The sequence below is a fragment of the Streptomyces sp. CNB091 genome, from assembly GCF_000377965.1.
The window spans coordinates 1-14,740 of record NZ_KB899006.1 but is presented as its reverse complement, the minus strand read 5'-3'; the positions used below and the strand labels follow the sequence as shown (position 1 = coordinate 14,740).

Annotated in this window: 20 protein-coding genes and 1 pseudogene; 10 read left to right on the top strand and 11 right to left on the bottom strand. The window is 69.5% G+C overall.

The window, feature by feature from the left end; all coding sequences use genetic code 11:
* The first annotated feature begins 45 nt into the window (after positions 1–45).
* Positions 46–714, top strand: a complete 669-nt coding sequence (locus D581_RS0127220; RefSeq protein WP_018960314.1) for a DUF6461 domain-containing protein — start codon at positions 46–48, stop codon at positions 712–714.
* A 52-nt stretch (positions 715–766) separates the two neighbouring features.
* On the opposite strand, the pseudogene D581_RS1000000140125 reads toward D581_RS0127220, so the two are convergent.
* A pseudogene (locus tag D581_RS1000000140125) lies at positions 767–1,000 on the bottom strand (methyltransferase domain-containing protein); the annotation flags it as partial.
* 397 nt (positions 1,001–1,397) lie between these two features.
* Here D581_RS1000000140125 and D581_RS0127210 point away from each other — a divergent pair.
* The 4 genes from D581_RS0127210 (at position 1,398) to D581_RS0127195 (ending at position 4,910) form a co-directional block, all read left to right on the top strand.
* A complete protein-coding gene (locus D581_RS0127210) occupies positions 1,398–1,778 on the top strand; it encodes an HIT family protein (protein WP_018960313.1) in 381 nt (126 codons plus the stop codon).
* A 1,047-nt stretch (positions 1,779–2,825) separates the two neighbouring features.
* Complete coding sequence (locus tag D581_RS0127205; protein ID WP_106434466.1) at positions 2,826–4,001, top strand: MarR family transcriptional regulator; 1,176 nt, start codon at positions 2,826–2,828, stop codon at positions 3,999–4,001.
* A gap of 205 nt (positions 4,002–4,206) precedes the next feature.
* Complete coding sequence (locus tag D581_RS0127200) at positions 4,207–4,512, top strand: YrhB domain-containing protein (protein WP_018960311.1); 306 nt, start codon at positions 4,207–4,209, stop codon at positions 4,510–4,512.
* A 161-nt stretch (positions 4,513–4,673) separates the two neighbouring features.
* Complete coding sequence (locus tag D581_RS0127195) at positions 4,674–4,910, top strand: hypothetical protein (protein ID WP_018960310.1); 237 nt, start codon at positions 4,674–4,676, stop codon at positions 4,908–4,910.
* 114 nt (positions 4,911–5,024) lie between these two features.
* Here the strand turns inward: D581_RS0127195 and D581_RS0127190 are convergent, their stop codons facing one another.
* Positions 5,025–5,279: a DUF6332 family protein gene (locus D581_RS0127190; RefSeq protein ID WP_018960309.1), complete on the bottom strand. Its 255-nt coding sequence runs from the start codon at positions 5,277–5,279 to the stop codon at positions 5,025–5,027.
* Between the two features lie 121 nt (positions 5,280–5,400).
* Positions 5,401–6,381 carry a winged helix-turn-helix domain-containing protein gene (locus D581_RS0127185; protein ID WP_018960308.1) on the bottom strand — a complete coding sequence of 327 codons (981 nt, stop codon included), beginning with the start codon at positions 6,379–6,381 and terminating at the stop codon, positions 5,401–5,403.
* 88 nt (positions 6,382–6,469) lie between these two features.
* Here D581_RS0127185 and D581_RS0127180 point away from each other — a divergent pair, with 88 nt between their 5' ends.
* Positions 6,470–7,729 carry an MFS transporter gene (locus D581_RS0127180; RefSeq protein WP_018960307.1) on the top strand — a complete coding sequence of 420 codons (1,260 nt, stop codon included), beginning with the start codon at positions 6,470–6,472 and terminating at the stop codon, positions 7,727–7,729.
* A gap of 136 nt (positions 7,730–7,865) precedes the next feature.
* On the opposite strand, the gene D581_RS0127175 is transcribed toward D581_RS0127180, so the two are convergent.
* The 3 genes from D581_RS0127175 to D581_RS0127165 form a co-directional block, all read right to left on the bottom strand.
* Entirely contained in the window at positions 7,866–8,288 is a 423-nt protein-coding gene (locus D581_RS0127175) for a hypothetical protein (RefSeq protein ID WP_018960306.1), read from the bottom strand.
* Positions 8,289–8,453: 165 nt separating this feature from the next.
* Entirely contained in the window at positions 8,454–8,969 is a 516-nt protein-coding gene (locus tag D581_RS01000000137790; protein WP_032753180.1) for a MarR family winged helix-turn-helix transcriptional regulator, read from the bottom strand.
* A gap of 256 nt (positions 8,970–9,225) precedes the next feature.
* Complete coding sequence (locus tag D581_RS0127165; RefSeq protein ID WP_018960304.1) at positions 9,226–9,462, bottom strand: DUF6243 family protein; 237 nt, start codon at positions 9,460–9,462, stop codon at positions 9,226–9,228.
* 308 nt (positions 9,463–9,770) lie between these two features.
* Between D581_RS0127165 and D581_RS0127160 the strand changes: the two genes are divergently transcribed.
* Together D581_RS0127160 and D581_RS0127155 are read left to right on the top strand one after the other, a co-directional pair.
* Entirely contained in the window at positions 9,771–10,361 is a 591-nt protein-coding gene (locus D581_RS0127160) for a dihydrofolate reductase family protein (protein ID WP_018960303.1), read from the top strand.
* A 98-nt stretch (positions 10,362–10,459) separates the two neighbouring features.
* Positions 10,460–10,807 (top strand): VOC family protein, encoded by a 348-nt coding sequence (locus tag D581_RS0127155; protein ID WP_018960302.1) that lies wholly within the window; start codon positions 10,460–10,462, stop codon positions 10,805–10,807.
* Positions 10,808–10,887: 80 nt separating this feature from the next.
* On the opposite strand, the gene D581_RS0127150 is transcribed toward D581_RS0127155, so the two are convergent.
* Together D581_RS0127150 and D581_RS0127145 are read right to left on the bottom strand one after the other, a co-directional pair.
* Positions 10,888–11,109 carry a hypothetical protein gene (locus D581_RS0127150; RefSeq protein WP_018960301.1) on the bottom strand — a complete coding sequence of 74 codons (222 nt, stop codon included), beginning with the start codon at positions 11,107–11,109 and terminating at the stop codon, positions 10,888–10,890.
* Positions 11,106–11,450 carry a hypothetical protein gene (locus tag D581_RS0127145; RefSeq protein WP_018960300.1) on the bottom strand — a complete coding sequence of 115 codons (345 nt, stop codon included), beginning with the start codon at positions 11,448–11,450 and terminating at the stop codon, positions 11,106–11,108. Before D581_RS0127145 ends, D581_RS0127150 begins: the two co-directional genes overlap by 4 nt.
* 175 nt (positions 11,451–11,625) lie before the next feature.
* On the opposite strand from D581_RS0127145, the gene D581_RS0127140 reads away from it, so the two are divergent.
* A complete protein-coding gene (locus D581_RS0127140) occupies positions 11,626–11,883 on the top strand; it encodes a GntR family transcriptional regulator (RefSeq protein WP_026290951.1) in 258 nt (85 codons plus the stop codon).
* 70 nt (positions 11,884–11,953) lie between these two features.
* Here D581_RS0127140 and D581_RS0127135 read toward each other — a convergent pair whose 3' ends face one another.
* From D581_RS0127135 to D581_RS0127125, 3 genes are all read right to left on the bottom strand, one after another.
* A complete protein-coding gene (locus D581_RS0127135; protein ID WP_018960298.1) occupies positions 11,954–12,496 on the bottom strand; it encodes an NUDIX domain-containing protein in 543 nt (180 codons plus the stop codon).
* Positions 12,497–12,500: 4 nt separating this feature from the next.
* The gene (locus D581_RS0127130; protein WP_018960297.1) at positions 12,501–13,622 is read right to left on the bottom strand and encodes an adenosylhomocysteinase; all 1,122 of its coding nucleotides are present in this window, start codon (positions 13,620–13,622) and stop codon (positions 12,501–12,503) included.
* 246 nt (positions 13,623–13,868) lie between these two features.
* A complete protein-coding gene (locus D581_RS0127125; RefSeq protein ID WP_018960296.1) occupies positions 13,869–14,075 on the bottom strand; it encodes a hypothetical protein in 207 nt (68 codons plus the stop codon).
* Between the two features lie 463 nt (positions 14,076–14,538).
* On the opposite strand from D581_RS0127125, the gene D581_RS01000000137785 reads away from it, so the two are divergent.
* The coding region (locus D581_RS01000000137785; protein WP_032753176.1) for a transposase at positions 14,539–14,740 on the top strand (202 nt) is incomplete at its 3' end.

Here is a 14,740-nt window from a genome sequence, read left to right as displayed (position 1 = left end):
AGCCCGGAAGGCTCGACCCTGACGTGTGGATGACGGAGGCAGATCATGGGAGCAGACGCGGACGCGGGTTCGCTGGAGTGGGCGGGGGCCTGGATGTGCGCGACCTTCACCCGCGGCCTCGGCCCCGAGGAGGTGTTCGCCCGCTACGGCGCCGATCCGGAGCGGGCGCGCCTGCTCGACTTGGACGCGGCCTCGGACCTGCCCTCGGGTGAATCGGACCACGGGACGGTCTCGCTGCTGCGGGCCGGCAGGATCGGTGAGTGGGCCTTCTGCGTCGAGGAGGAAGGCGACATCGGCTGCCGGGAGGAATCGCTCGCGGAGTTGTCCAGGGGGACCGAGACGTACAGCGTGGCGACCACCGAGGGAATCGACGTCTTCCAGCACTGGCGCGACGGTGAGTGCGTCGAGTATTTCGAGCCCGGCATGGAGCACAGCCGGTCCGAACCGCTCGGCCCCTGGTGGGATCGGGTGGACGAAGCGCTCGCCGCACACGAAGGCGAGGGCTCAGGGGTGGCCCCAGTGGTGGCCCTCGTACTCGACCACCTGGGCATCACCCTGGACGACGCGATCCTCGCCGGGCCCTGGCCCAGCCTGACGCACGCCGAGGACGACACACCAGGGGTACCCCTGGGTCACACCTACGCGGGAGAGGGACCGGTTCCGCCCGGGGCCGTCCTGGATTTCGGTCCTTCAAGCGGACTGCCCCGAACCTGAACGGCAGAATCGCCGTCCGCCGCCCTGGGCCACGACCTGCGCCCGGCCAGCGCTACGCCCTGCTGGGTCGGATGACCGCGCCCGGGTCCCGCAGCCACACCTGCTGGCCCCGGCCGGTCACGGTCAGCCCGAACTGCCCGCCGTCGGGCCGCCCCACCGACTCGTACTCCCACCAGGCCTGCTCGATCTCCTCCCACAGGAACCCGGGCCCGTACTGCCACACCTCCTCCCCCGAGGCGGCCGTCGCAGCACCCCCGTCCTCCCGGGTCCTCTGCACACCGAGGCCGGAAGCCTGGCTGACGACGTCCTTCCACTCGTCGGCGGACATGGTGCCGTGTCCCTTGGTGGGCCCGGCCTGCACGAAGCAGAGCGCGTCGCAGGTGAGCTGGCAGCGGCTGGTGAGCTCCAGCTCAAGGACTTGAGGAACAGTGGGCGCTGTCGTCGCAGCGGAATCGAGTACGGCCGTCATCGGCGCTTCCCTCCGTGATGGATCATGCATGCTGAGGTGTGGCGTGCTGCGGTTCTCCTCGAACGGGTGAGTTTGTTGAACATCCCTTCTGTGAAACGGCATTGAAGGATTTCGACTGGGGACTGAGGTCTCGTACGCTGCCGTTGGCGCTTGCCCGTTGACTATGCGGGGCGGGTGCCGATCCGATATTGCCGCCCAGTGAAGGTGCGCCCCTGTGACCGGTACCGCGACTGCTGTTTCCGACTTCTACTGCAACCAGGCACTCGCCGGGACGGTTGAGATTGAGAAGGTGGTGGAGACGGACCGGGTGCTGGCCTTCCACCACACCAACCCGTCGTACCCTGTGCACATCGTGGTGATCCCCAAGGAACACGTCCCTTCGCTCACCGACCTCGGCAACGCCGAGGAGGACTTGCTGATTGAGGTGGTGGCCGTGGTGCGGGAGGTGGCCGCCGGGGTCGAGAAGGAGTACGGGGCGTCGGCGGTGACCACGAACCTGGGCCTGTACCAGGAGTCGAAGCACCTGCACTGGCACGTCATCTTCCGGGGCGAGAGCGAGACGGCGATCCGCAACATGTACGGCAACCACGACTGACCGTGCTACCGGCTCCGGGCCGCCGCCCGCAGGACGAGGTCGGCGATGCGGCCGGCCGCAGCCCCCACCTCGGGACTGGAGCCCTGCCCGCCGAGGGGGACGGCGGACAGGGCGGTACAGGCCCGGACGAGTACGCCGGGGTCGGTCAGCTCCTCGTCGGCGACGACCCGGCAGCGCTCCGGGGTACTGGGCGGCGTAGGCGCGTGCGTTGTCGATCTGGTCCCCGCGGCTGACGGAAGTCGGCAGGGGCACCAGGACGGCGGGCACGTCCAGAGCGGCGAGCCCACCGTCTCGAACGCCGAGTCGGACGAGCAACAGGTGCCGGGCGGCGGTCACCGGGGAACGCCAACACGCCTCACAGGTAGGCACATCCGCAGCCGACAAGCTGACGCTCATCCGGCCTCCCGGAGAACGGTGGCCGCCGCATGGCACGGGCAGACGCAGTCCGGACGCAGGCAGAGGGCGTGCACATCGGCGAGACCGGTCACCAAGGCACTGCGGCCCCCTCGGCCGTATAGACCCGCAGGTCACGAACTATGGTCCCCGCGCACGCGGGGGTGTTCCCACCGCGCCGGTCTCGTCGGTCTCGGTGTAGGGATGGTCCCCGCGCACGCAGGGGCGTTCCTCGCGCCCGACCGAGTCGGTGCACAGCACCATAGCGCTGGGCCTGCCTGGCGGTGACCGGGCGAGCGCGTCCCGAAGCTCGGGTCCCGAGCCCTGAGCTTCGGGCTTCGGGGCGGGCCGCGTCACTCTTCCGGGGGTACGTGAGCGGGGTACCCGACCCGAAGCTCGGGTGCCAAGACTCGGGCTTCGGGATGCGGGACCCGGGGTTCGAGCTCCCTCTTTAACCGGTAGGTAGAAGAAGAGGGTTGGGAAAACCTCCCCCACCTCCCTACCCCGTAACGGTCAGCAAGTATGACTAATCGTGACAGCTTGCGGCACAGCGTCACGACTGCTTACGGTGCGAGAACCAAACGACCCCGACCAGTGTTGGAAGCACCAGGCCGGGGTCTCACCGCAAGATCGATAACCCAGAAAGCCGATCCCGTGGCTACCCAGCACACTAGCTCCGCCCTGCCCGTTCCCGCACTCTCCGCCGCGTACCCGATGGCCAAGCCCGGCTACGGCAAACGCTCCGCGCCGGACCAACGCCCGCACACCCCGGGCGACTTCGCGCTCCTCCCGGCCCGCGAGCGGTACGTCGCCGGATTCGTCGACCACCTCCCCGAGGGCGCCTCGATGAGCGTGAAGACCCTGGCCAAGCAGCTCCCGCTCTACGGCCAACAGGCCATCTCCACCTCCCTGACCAGCCTCTCCGTCGCCGGCCACCTGCGGCGCGTCCGATGCGCGGTCGGCGTGGGCGACGAGACCCGCTGGGCGTTCCGCACGTTCTGGTCCCGCACCGCACGCGACAACGACTGGTGGAACACCTACCTCGCCACCGAGGACGCCGGGGCCGCCCGCCCCGCGCCCGGAGTGACGGCCTCCGCCACCGCCGCTCCTCCGCCTCCCTGGGTCCCGTCCGAGGACCCGCCCCCGCCCGCGCTGCCGGGCGGACCCCAAGGAGAAGCCACCCCGGAATCCCCGGAGCCATCTCACGCGGACGCCGCCCAGGGGCCCGCAGAGCCTGCGGAGCCGCCAGCCCCCACCTCCGTACCGCACCAGCGCACCCCGGCCGACCCCCCGGGCACAGCGCCCGCACCGGGCCCGGCCCAGAGCTCGGCTCCGCCGTCGGGCCCGACCGCTCCGCCCGCCGCACCCCACTCCCCTGCCTACCTCGCCCTGGCCCGACTCGGCCGCACGGACCGACGCCTGGCGTTGTCCGCCGACGACTGCACCGCCTTGGAGGCGGCGGCTACGGCCTGGTTCGCCCGGGGTGTGGACGCGGACTACCTGACCGCCGCCCTCACCGCAGGGCTCCCCGAGCGCGTCGACTCCCCGGTCGGCTTCGTCCGCCGCCGCCTCACCGACAAGATCCCGCCCCGGCTGCCCGCCGAGCAGGCCCTGCCCGCCGCACCCGCCCGCCGCGTCCTGGTGGAGTGCACCGACTGCGGCGCCCCCGGACGCCCCGAGGCCCTCCCCGACGGGCTCTGCCGCCCCTGCCGCGCCGCCCACCTCGCCGGAACGGCCGCTTCCCCGGCATGTACTGCTGAGGTAGCGGCCGGCGCCCGCGACATCGGGGCACATGTCGCCGGCCTCCGTGACTTACTCAAGGCCCCTTGAGGACTCGTAACAGGGTCTCGGCGAGACGCGGTCTACCCTTGCCGGGGTGTCGTCCCTCGCTGTTACTGCCTCTGCGCACTCATCGGCGTCAGCCGCCGTCGTCTACGCGGCGCTCACGAAGTTGGCATACGACGCGAGATCGTGGACCCAAACCTGCGGACGCCGTTTCCTGAGCATGTGCAAGAGAGGGAGGGGAGCTTCCTGGATGGTGACCCAAGACGAAGCCGTGAGAAGCGCCGAAGCGTTCCTACAGCAGGTCGCATACCCGGACCGAGCGGACTCCATCGTCATGCGCCCGGATACTGCTATTGAATTCACCTACGGCTGGACAGTCTGCTTCGATTTCAAGGAGCACATCGAAACAGGAGATTTCACTCAGGCCCCCTTCTCTGCCGTGATCGTGGTCCCGCACGACCGGTCCGCCGCGCACTTCGCCCCTACTTTCCCGCCGACAGACGAATACATGGCCCTCCAAGCCTCGGGCAACTGGCCCCCCAGGAAAGGGCAGTAGCATGCTCCGCCCCGACCAACAGGCCGCAACCTGGCTCGCCCATACCTATCGCGGGCTCGCGGAACCGGCGGCGCCCCACCCTGTGGCCGAGTCGGCCACGGCCTGGCTCATGGCCTGCCGGACCGTGCAGCAGCCCGGCGCCGCTCGGTCCCGTCCTGTCGATGTCGGATCACCAGGTCTGGTCTTCGGCGGTCGACGAACTGTCGACCTTCCCTGCCGGGTCACGGGCCCTGATCTGGATCCGCCGCACGGACGGCCGGGGCCGCGAGGCCGTGGGATGGCTGGTCAACGGAGTCACCACAGCGACGGGAGTACTACTCCTCGACGGCTCGTCCGAGGAACCCGTGTCGTTCGACCCGACCGGCGTCCACGCGTTGCACGTGATCCGGTACCGCTGAGGCCGCAGCCGCTCCAGGTGGAGCCGGCCCGCCCCGGAGCCCGCTCCACCTGCCGCTGTCCGAGGCCCTCCGCCCTCCCCGACGGGCTCTGCCGCGCCGCATCGAGCCGTGCCGTCAGTGGCCTTTACGGCGCTCCACGTCGAAGCGACACAGGACCCGTACCAGACGCCATACCCCGGCCGCCCCTCCGACCAGGGCTCCCCCCGTCCGTACGCCTTCGGAGGCCGCAGCGGAGAGGTCAAGGACGAGAGTGAGGATCAGCGCGACGACGAAGACCACCGCGGCGAGGACAGCAGCGGTCACCAGGGCAAAGGCGATCTCTACCGTCATCGCGTCCTTCTCCCACCGCGACTCGCGCCCCATATCCATGCCGGAAGTCTCGCAGCGCGGTCAAGCCCTGGTGCCTGATGCAGTCGGCGTCCGGCCCCACGGTTCACCGCCCTGGCCTGCTCCAAAAAGCACGCCGAAAGGACAGTGCCTGTCCGAGCCCTCAGCCCGAACCGGCGACCAGTGCCTCGCCGAGCGGGGTACGCCGGTAGAGCACCGACCGTCCGGACCGGGCGCGGGCGAGCAGTCCCGCGCTCCTCAGGATGGCGAGGTGGTCTCCCACCGCGCCGGGTGCCATGGCGAGGCTCCGGGCGAGGTGGCTGGTGCTGGCCGGGGCGTCCAGCGTCAACAGCAGCCGGGCTCGGGCCCGGCCGACCAGGGCGGTCAGCGCGTCCGGGCGGGGGGCGGTCTCCTGTTCGCCCCACAGGGCGGCGGTGCCGCGGGCGCGATAGATCAAGGTGCGGGGCCAGGGGTCTTCCGTGTGGGCGGCGATGTTCCTGACGAAGACCGAAGGGATCAGCAGGAGCCCGTCGCCGGCGAGGCGGACCGTCCCGACGTGGGGGAAGTGGCCGATCTCGATGCCGCCGGCCTGCCAGGTGATGCTCGCGTGCAGGCTCTCGATGGTCGTGGCCCATCCGTGTTCGCCGATCACCCCCACCCGGTGCACGATGTCGCGCTCACAGATCGCGCGCAGTTGCGGCCAGTCCGGGGCGAGCAGTTCGTGCCACGCCCGGTCCATCGCCTCGGCGATCCTGGAGACGGCGTCCGGTGAGTCCAGCACCGCACGTATGCGGGGATCACGGACGGACGGGCCGGTCGCGTTGGCGGCGAATTCGCGGCGGGCCGCTTCCAGCGGGGTGGCCCGGATCCTGGCCAGGTCGTCCGCCCAGGTCTGGTTGAGGCCGCGCGGGGGCGGAGCGACGAAGTTCGGTCCGCCGTGCGGGGTCTGCAGAGCGATGACGGCGTTCAGTTCGCTCTCACGGCGAAGCCGTTCAAAGGCCGGCAGGAGCCGGGCGGCCCAGGCTCGCGGCAGTGGCCTGTCCCGGCCGGCGAGCGAGCCCAGCAGGAAGCACAGGTCCATCGCGGGCGACAGGGCGAAGCGGCTGCGCAGCAGGTCCTCGACGGAGACTTCGAAGCGCAGCACCCGGCCACGCTACCGCGGGACGTTGTTCCGATTCGTCCAGCGACGAATCATTGGTCTGTGACGTGGGCCCACGGTGAGGCTGCGCGTCATGACCTCAACCGCCGAGCCCGCGCGGGGCGACCACCGTGCCACCTACCGAGAGGTGCTGGCCGAGCCGCGCTTCCGGCTGCTCTTCTCGACCCGCGCCGTCGCCATCACGGCGGACGCGCTGCGGATCACCACGTTCTCGGTTCTGGTCTTCGCGTCCACCGGCTCCGCACTGCTCAGCGCAGTGGCCTTCGGTATCGGCTTCATCCCGCAGCTGTTCGGTTCGCTGTTGCTGGGCTCGCTGGCCGACCGGCTGCCGCCCCGCGCGCTCATCACCGGCGGCTACGCCTTGACGTGCGCCACCGCTCTGCTGCTCGCCCTGGTGCGGATGCCGGTCGCGGCGAGCCTCGGTGTCGTGGCGCTGGTCTCTCTCGCCACACCGGTGTTCCATGGCGCGTCGAGTCGGCTGGTCGCCCAGTCACTGGAGGGTGACGCCTACGTACTGGGCCGGTCGCTGAACAACATCGCCGGTGCCGGCGCGCAGTTGTTCGGTCTGGCGCTGGGAGGTGCGGCCGTCGCGGCACTCGGCCCACGCCGGGCGCTCGCCGTCAGTGCCGTTCTGTACATCGGCTGCGCACTCGCTGTCCGCATCCGGCTCCCCCGGTTGAAGCCGGGGGAGTTCGACGGCGCACCCGGCAGCGCCGGGGGCGATGGCGGGGCCGTCCGTGCGAGCCTCCAAGGTGCGGGGCTGCTGCTGCGCGGACGCACGGTGCGACGGCTGATGCTGGCCCAGTGGCTGCCCGTCGCGCTCGTAGCGGGCGCGGAAGGCCTCATCGTCGCCTACGCGGGAGAACGCCGCTTCGCGCCCGGCGGGTACGCGGTGCTGATGGGCTGTCTGCCGATTGGCATGCTCGTCGGTGACCTGCTGGTGGGTCGACTGGTACGGCCACGCACCCGGGAGCGGCTGGTAGCCCCGTTGGTCGCGCTGGCGGGCCTGCCTCTGATCGGCTTCGCCGCCGAGCCCGGGGTGGGCGTCTCGTCCGGCCTGCTGCTGCTCAGCGGCCTCGGATACGCCTACGGCCTCGGCCTGCAACGCCCGTTCCTGGACGCCCTGCCGCAGGACGGCCGGGGCCAGGCCTTCGGCCTGCTCGGCTCCGGCAGCATGACGTTGCAGGGCGTCGGACCAGTCTGCCTGGGCACGGTGGCCACAGTCGTCGGAACAGGTGGTGCCATCGCTGTCGCGGGCGGCGCGGTGGCGCTCACCGCCGGCTGGATTCTCACCTGGCACCCGGACCCGCCCACCTCGATGACGAGACGCTGACGTGCTCGGCGGGCGCGGCCCGACGCCGAGGTCCGGCGCATTCCCCGGGGCTCGCAGGACCGACCCGCGTCCCCCGGACCCGACCCGGTGGCTCCCCGGACCCGACCCGGGGCTCCCCGGGCCCCTCCGGACGGGCTCACAGCCGCTTGAGCCCGACGTACTGGAGGGCGGCGAAGCCGCCGACGGTCAGGCTCTGGAGCACGATCCAGACCGTGCCGACGCCGGTCGGGGACAGTACGCCGGAGACCGCAGCCACCAGACTGAGCACGACCCACAGCAGGTTCGCCACGATGACCGCCGTCAGGCCCGTGCGGCTGATCTCCTTCCGCGTCCCGACGGCGAGCACTCCCAGCGCGTAGAGGAGCAGGAAGACCCCGACCGGGTACTGGACTGCCGTCGTGATGCCGAAGAAGGAGTCGAGGACCGTGGCGAGTGCCAGGTACGCGACGCCGTTGAGGCCGGTGACCACCGCGTCCAGCTTGAGCGCCAGCCTCGCGAGACCGTCGGATCCCGTCGCCCTCGCGTAGGAGGTAACCCCGTCGTACTGCGTCGAAGTCATGGTCGTCTTCCTCTCGTGCGCCAGGGAGTCGCCCGGATGGAAGCGGCCCCTCCGTGGGACCTCCGAACAGTGTCGGCCTCCGAACAATGTCGAAGGTAGGCGGCCCCACGGAGGGCCTCAATTACCTCCGAGGTCATCAGCCCCTCGCATCGGCGAGCCCGAGCATCATGAAGTGCGAGGCGTCGCCCCCGGATTTCCGACGCCCTCGATATTGGCGACCATCCTGCGCAGCACCTTGAGCGCGGCCACGTACTCCTCGTCGCTGATGCCCTGGTGGACTTCGGCGCGTACCTCGGTCGCCAGCTCACGCAGCCGCACCCGGGCGGCCTCCCCGGCGTCCGTCAGGTGCAGCCGCTGCCCGTCATCGGTCCTGAGCCACTCGCGGTGCAGCAGCTGGTCCACGACCCTGGCTATCTCGTGCGGCCCGTCGGCGAGGTGCGTCAGCCCATCGACGACCTCATCGCGGCTCGGCCCGGCGGGGCCGCCGCCGTTCACGCTGTTGAGTACCCAGTACTGCGGCTGTGTGACGTCGATCCTGGCCATCGCGTCACGCAGATGCCGCGTGACGGTCGCGTGGGCCAGGTCGCTCCAGTAGCCGATCGGCTGAGTGGCCAGCATGTCATCGGTGGCGGCCGGGTTCGCCGGCGCCTGGTCGGTGGTGTTTCCGGTCGTTGATCCCATGATCGGGACGCTACGTTTCCCTGGCGCGCCGAACAATCGGAATGCAGCGTTCATGCAGAGCGCGGCGTACATGCGGAACGCGGCGTACATGCGGAACGCCGCGTTCTGCATGAACGCGGCGTACATGCGGAACGCGGCGTTCATGCAGAACGCCGCGCGAAGGCGAACGATCATTCGGACGCCGCCGGGGGCCGGGATGCCCCATCCTGTGTGGTGCATCCCTGCCCCGTGGGTGCCGCCCCGCGACGGCGGGGCGTCAGCCCTGGGCAGTGTCGTCGCCCGACTGGGCGGTGTCGTCGCCCGCCTGACCGGTGCCCTCGGCCGTGCCGGTCTTCTCGCGCATCTTGCGCACCAGCTCCGCCTTCTGGTCGGCGGCGCTCCGGCGGTCCAGATTGCGGTGCGGGCCGTTGTTCTGCCGTTCGGCGCGGGACAGCTTCTTGCGCTGGCCGCCACCCTGGCCCACGGGGTTGTTGATGTTCTTGCTCACGGTCACGGGTTCTCCCGGTTGCGATGTGAAGTGATCTACGGATTCACCGGTGGGGGACGGGCGGCGACGTCGGCAGGACGTCAGCGGCGGCCCATCACGCGCTCACTCGTAAATCGGCGTCTGGAATGACAAAGACGTTACCCGGTCCCGGCGCCCCCCGCACACCACCGCTTTCGGGTGGAGGCTGCCGGACTCGCACAAGAAGCAAGAGGGCCGTGACCCACGCCGCCGCGACCGATGAGTTCCGTTCCCGCGTGCGGTCAGTATCGATGAAGGCAACCGCACCAACGCAACAGCACGGACAGGAGCAGTACATGGGTCAGCTGGTCGTAGTCAACTTCGTCTCGTTGGACGGCGTCATGCAGTCGGTCCTCTCGGCCGACGAGGACCGGGACGGTGGGTTCGATCAGGGCGGCTGGGTGCTGCCGTACGTCGACGAGGTGGTCGAGCGGTTCATGAGCGAGGCCACGGCCGGTGCCGGCGCTCTGCTCCTGGGCCGCAGGACCTACGAGATCTTCGCCGCGACCTGGCCGTACGCCGACCTGAACGACCCCGCTGTGGCCGCGATGAACGCGATGCCCAAGTACGTCGTGTCCCGCACGCTGAAGGAGCTGAGCTGGGCGAACTCCGTCCTCCTCGGGGCCGATCCGGTGGCGGAGATCGGCCGGATCACGGCCGCGTCGGGGAACGAGACGGTGGTGCTGGGCAGCGGAGAGCTGCTCGCGACCCTGATCGAGCACGACCTCGTCGACGAGTACCGGCTGCTCGTCTTCCCTCTCCTCCTGGGCGGTGGGAAGCGGCTCTTCGCCGATGGCGGGAGCCCTCGTCACCTGACGCTCACCGCGACCCGGCCGACACCGTCCGGTGTCCTGATCAACACCTACCGCCGCGCCGCCGAGGGGTAAGGCCTCATCGGCGGCAGCGAACACACTGCTGCTCGCGCGGACGCGGAACGGGCGCAGGTCGGTGGCGTTCCGCGGGAAGATCAGGAAGGCTGGGGCGCATGGTTTCGGTGGTGCAGAACGTGGCGATCGACTGTGCGGATGCCTACGGGCTGGCCCGGTTCTGGAGCGGTGTGACAGGTCGTCCGCTGCACCCGGAGGACAGGCCTGGTGTCCGGGAGGCCCAGGTGCTTCTGGCGGAGGGCCCGGTGCTGCACTTCAATCAGGTGCCCGAGGCCAAGACGATCAAGAACAGACTCCATCTGTGCCTGCGGCCGGAGACCTCGCGCGATCAGGAGGTGGGCCGGCTGCTGGAACTCGGCGCCACGTTCGTCGGCGATCACCGGAATCCCGATGGTTCGGGCTGGGCGATCCTCGCCGATCCCAACACATCTGACTACCGGTTCTGAGCATACGCGCCACGTCAGCACCAACGACAGAGCTCCGCACGGCACTTGGCCGCACGGGGCGTTTCACTGTCCGGGACTGGTCAGCGCCGAGGGGTCCAGCGCATCGCGGGAAGCTCGTTCCACTGCGCACGCTGCGGGTACTGGTGCGCATGTTCAGCGCACGCGTAGTAGGTGTACCAGGCTCCGCCGCTCTGGCTCTGCACTTCGCCGATGATCACGGGAACGTCGGTCCAGTGCCCGCAGACCGTGAACACGGACCGGGCGAACTCGGGGCCCTCGCTGGTGACTGCATCGCGGATCACGCCGACACCCCCGCAGCGGCGAACGCGGACGCGGGGAACGGAGCACCCTCGTACGTGTAGGGGTAGCCCACCCCTTCAGCAGCGAGTACGGCAGCGCGCCGACGCTCCCGGATCACGCACAGGTCTAGCGTCCGCTCGGCTTCCCGCGCGACCAGCCACGGCCCTACGCGGTGGCGCCACGGGGACGGAATCGAGCGGGCGAGGACATGCGCCGGAATCGGGGTCGTCGGGGCGCAGATGACAGGGGGCAGGAGCTCGGAGGTGGGGGCGGAGCCTGCCGCGTGTCGTCCACGGGCGGGCAGCAGCAGGGACAACAGGGCACAGGCGATAAGATCGCGCATAAGTCGTTTCAGCTCCCAAAAGCTGTTTCGGCGGAGCCCCGGCGGACCGGTCCTAAGCGGTCTGTCGGGGCGTTTTCGTGTCCGACGGTAAGGCGACTGGCCTACCTTCGTCTACCTCAGTTGATAGACGTCTACCTTCGCAAGGCAACGTGGCCGGTTGTCTACTCTTGCCTTTATGGCTGCATCTGAGATTGATCACGAATCCCCAACGCCGGTCTACCGGCAAATCGCGGCGGTGATCATCGCCGACATTGAGAGCGGCACTCTGCCCGTGAACCGGCGGATTCCCTCTGAGGCGTCCCTTGTGCAGCGCTTCGGTGTGGCCCGAGAGACCGTCCGCAATGCGGTGCGATTCCTGCGGGATGAGGGGCACGTCTTTACGGTGCCGCAGCGGGGCACGTACGTGCGCGACCGCAGTAAGGGCGAGGGCTAGAGAGACAGCACACGGCCCCACCTGTCCTCGACGGGGGGAGACACGGACAGGCGGGGCCGACTGTGCCCACCTAGCGGAGCGCGGCGGCGACCCGTGAACGCAGAACCTCGTCAGCGATCGTGTCCACGCTGCGCCACGCGTACCCGCTCACCTCCTCCTCTTGCAGCTTCACGGCCTGGTCGCCGCTCGCACGGAAGAGGTAACGGAAGTCCGCGTGCCAGTGGGCGCCCTCACCCTTGCTCTCGTTGGCGGGGATGGGGTGCACATCGATGTGTACGGGGGTCGCCTGTGCGGGGGAGACGCTGAGCGCGATTCCCGTTTCCTCGATCAGCTCGCGCAGCGCCGCGCCCATCAGGTTCATGTCCTCGGGTTCCAGGTGCCCGCCGGGGGTCAGCCACCTGTCGAGCGCCACATGATGGATGAACAGCGCTTCCCCCTGGTTGTTGACGAGCACTGCTCCGGCGGTCACGTGCCCACGGGACTCCTTCCGGCTCGTCACGTCGGCGCCCTGGTCCAGCAGCTCACCGAGTGGGACAAGGGCGTGCTTATCCTCGGGGTGCGCGTCGGCGTACTCGGCGACGGTCGTACGGATGTGGTCTGCCGTGATGGGCATTCGATCACCTGTTGTAGTAGTGGAGCCAGACAGCCGCGATGGCTTCCCGGTCGGTGGTGGACACCTCATGCATAGCGCTGTCCAGGTCCCCACGGGCGAGTTTGGCGGCGCCCGCCAAGAGTTCGCCCTGAACGAGCGCGATGAACGGTCCAACGCTCGCGCCGTGGATGAAGTTGACCGCCTCGCCCCCGTTCAGCAGATAGAAGTAGTGCCCCCGCGTGCTGTAGCAGGTGACGTGCTCGCCGGCGCTGTCGCGGGCGTAGCCCGAGGGAAGCCCACTCAACTCCAGCTCGTCTTCCGAGCTGGTCACCGTAGCGACGTACGCACCGTTCTTGAGCTGCGGGAAGTCCTCGCCACGCAGCGACAGTTGACCCGTCGCGCACAGCACGAGACCCGCCGTCGCTATGGCCTGGTCGCGGTCTCGGGCCACCTCGAACCCCTGCGACATGGCTTGTGCCCGCCGCACGGGGTTCACGTCGTAGACGATGACGCGAACACCCTTGACGTGCAGCAGGCGGGCAATCGAGCTTCCCAGCTTGCCGAAGCCGATCACCAGGGCGGGACGCCCGTGCAGGATGTCGTTCCGCTGCCGCAGCAGCGCTTCCGTGGAGAACACGACGGACTGTCCGACCAGGAAGTCTTCCGGTTCCTTGAGCGGCGAGCGAGCCACGCTGATCACGGGACACGGCAGCTTGTCCCGTTCGGCGTAGCGGCGGTGGCCGTTCTCGGTGTCCTCGACCACGCCGAGGATCTTTCCCGAAAACCGCTCACAGATTGCGTCCAGCGCGGGGGCGAAGTAGCCGCCCACATCGAGTAAGACGAGCTGTTCACCGGCCGCTCTGTTCTCCAGGTAGCTCACGGCCGTGTCGGGGTCGCTGAACAGCTCTCGGGACAGCTCGTCGCACGGGTGCGCCCTTTCGATCTCGCGGCGGGCGTTCGCGTGGATGGACTTGGGCTTGGGCAGCACCGCGCGGAGCTGCGTCACCTTGCCCACGGCCTCGACGAACGAGGGGCGCTCGGGCAAGAGATGGGTGATCAGCAGAGAGGACGGACGCTCGCTCGGGGCGAACGTTGCGGTGATCTTGCCGAAGAACGCGTCAAGTCTCGCGCGCTCGGTGGTTTCCATTGGCGCTCCCTCTTCTGTCTGTAGTAGTTGCGGGCCCCGCCCGCACGGCATCAGCGGCAGTGCCGAAGGGGCGGTGACCCATGCCCGCCCCCCTGGCGGGCCTGTGCAATCAGCACGGGGGAGCTGTGCGGCACCGCGAGGGGGACGGGAATCAGAGGCGGCCTGTCACCGCCAGTGTGGGAAGCGCTGTTGCCAGGGCGGCGACCGTGAAGACGAACGTGGCCCACCCGTAGCGGCGGACTCGCCTCACGGGCTGCCCCGCCGGGGGATGCAGTCCGGACAGTCCTCGGCGTGGAAAGGCGACGGGGGGTGATAGGGGCCGGGCAGGTAGACCACACCCGACTTCACGTCCAGCGCGCCCCCGTACGGCGTCCACCACCCTTCGGGGCTGTTCGCGTACGGCGTGCCCGTAAAGAGATCCACAGCGGGCTTCTCGGCCGTCTCGGCGCTCACGGACGCCCCCCGCGTGAACGGTCGTTCTCCGCCTCGATCAAGGGGCGAATGCGCTGCATGGTCGGGCTCTGCGACCAGTCGTCGTCGGCCGCTCCCGCCGTGTCCGGGCACTGCGGGGAACCACACGTGCACCGGGGCCACAGGAACGCCGACCGGACGGGCAGCTCACCTCGTTCGGGGAAGTCCTGACGGGCCACCACGACCGCACCAGCCTCCCAGCGCTCGCGCTGCCGTTCAGCCTGCCCGCCCGGAGGCACTGCGAGCCGGCGGGGAGCGAGCGGGCTCCCTCCAACTTCGCTGTGCTCTTGCTCCATGTCCTTGCCCTCCCTGCGCTGTCACCCCTTGGTGGTCTGTACTCGCACTAGGCAACCGTCCGACCACGCACGGCGGTACCGTTGGGAAGAGGACAGGACTTAGAGGATGTCTCACGTGGCGCTTTGGTGGTGCGGCATGATGCTGCACCGTGAGGGTTGATCTGTCGCGTCGGCTGGTTCCGGACGAACTGTGGGAGCTGACAGCTCCGTTGTTACCAAGATTCACGTCCCGTCCGCAGGGCGGGGGTACTGCTCCGGTGGACGAGCGAGCGGTGTTCGCGGCCGTGGTGTACGTGCTGACGAGCGGGTGCGCGTGGCGGTATCTGCCGGAGTCGTTCGGCGTCTCGCCGG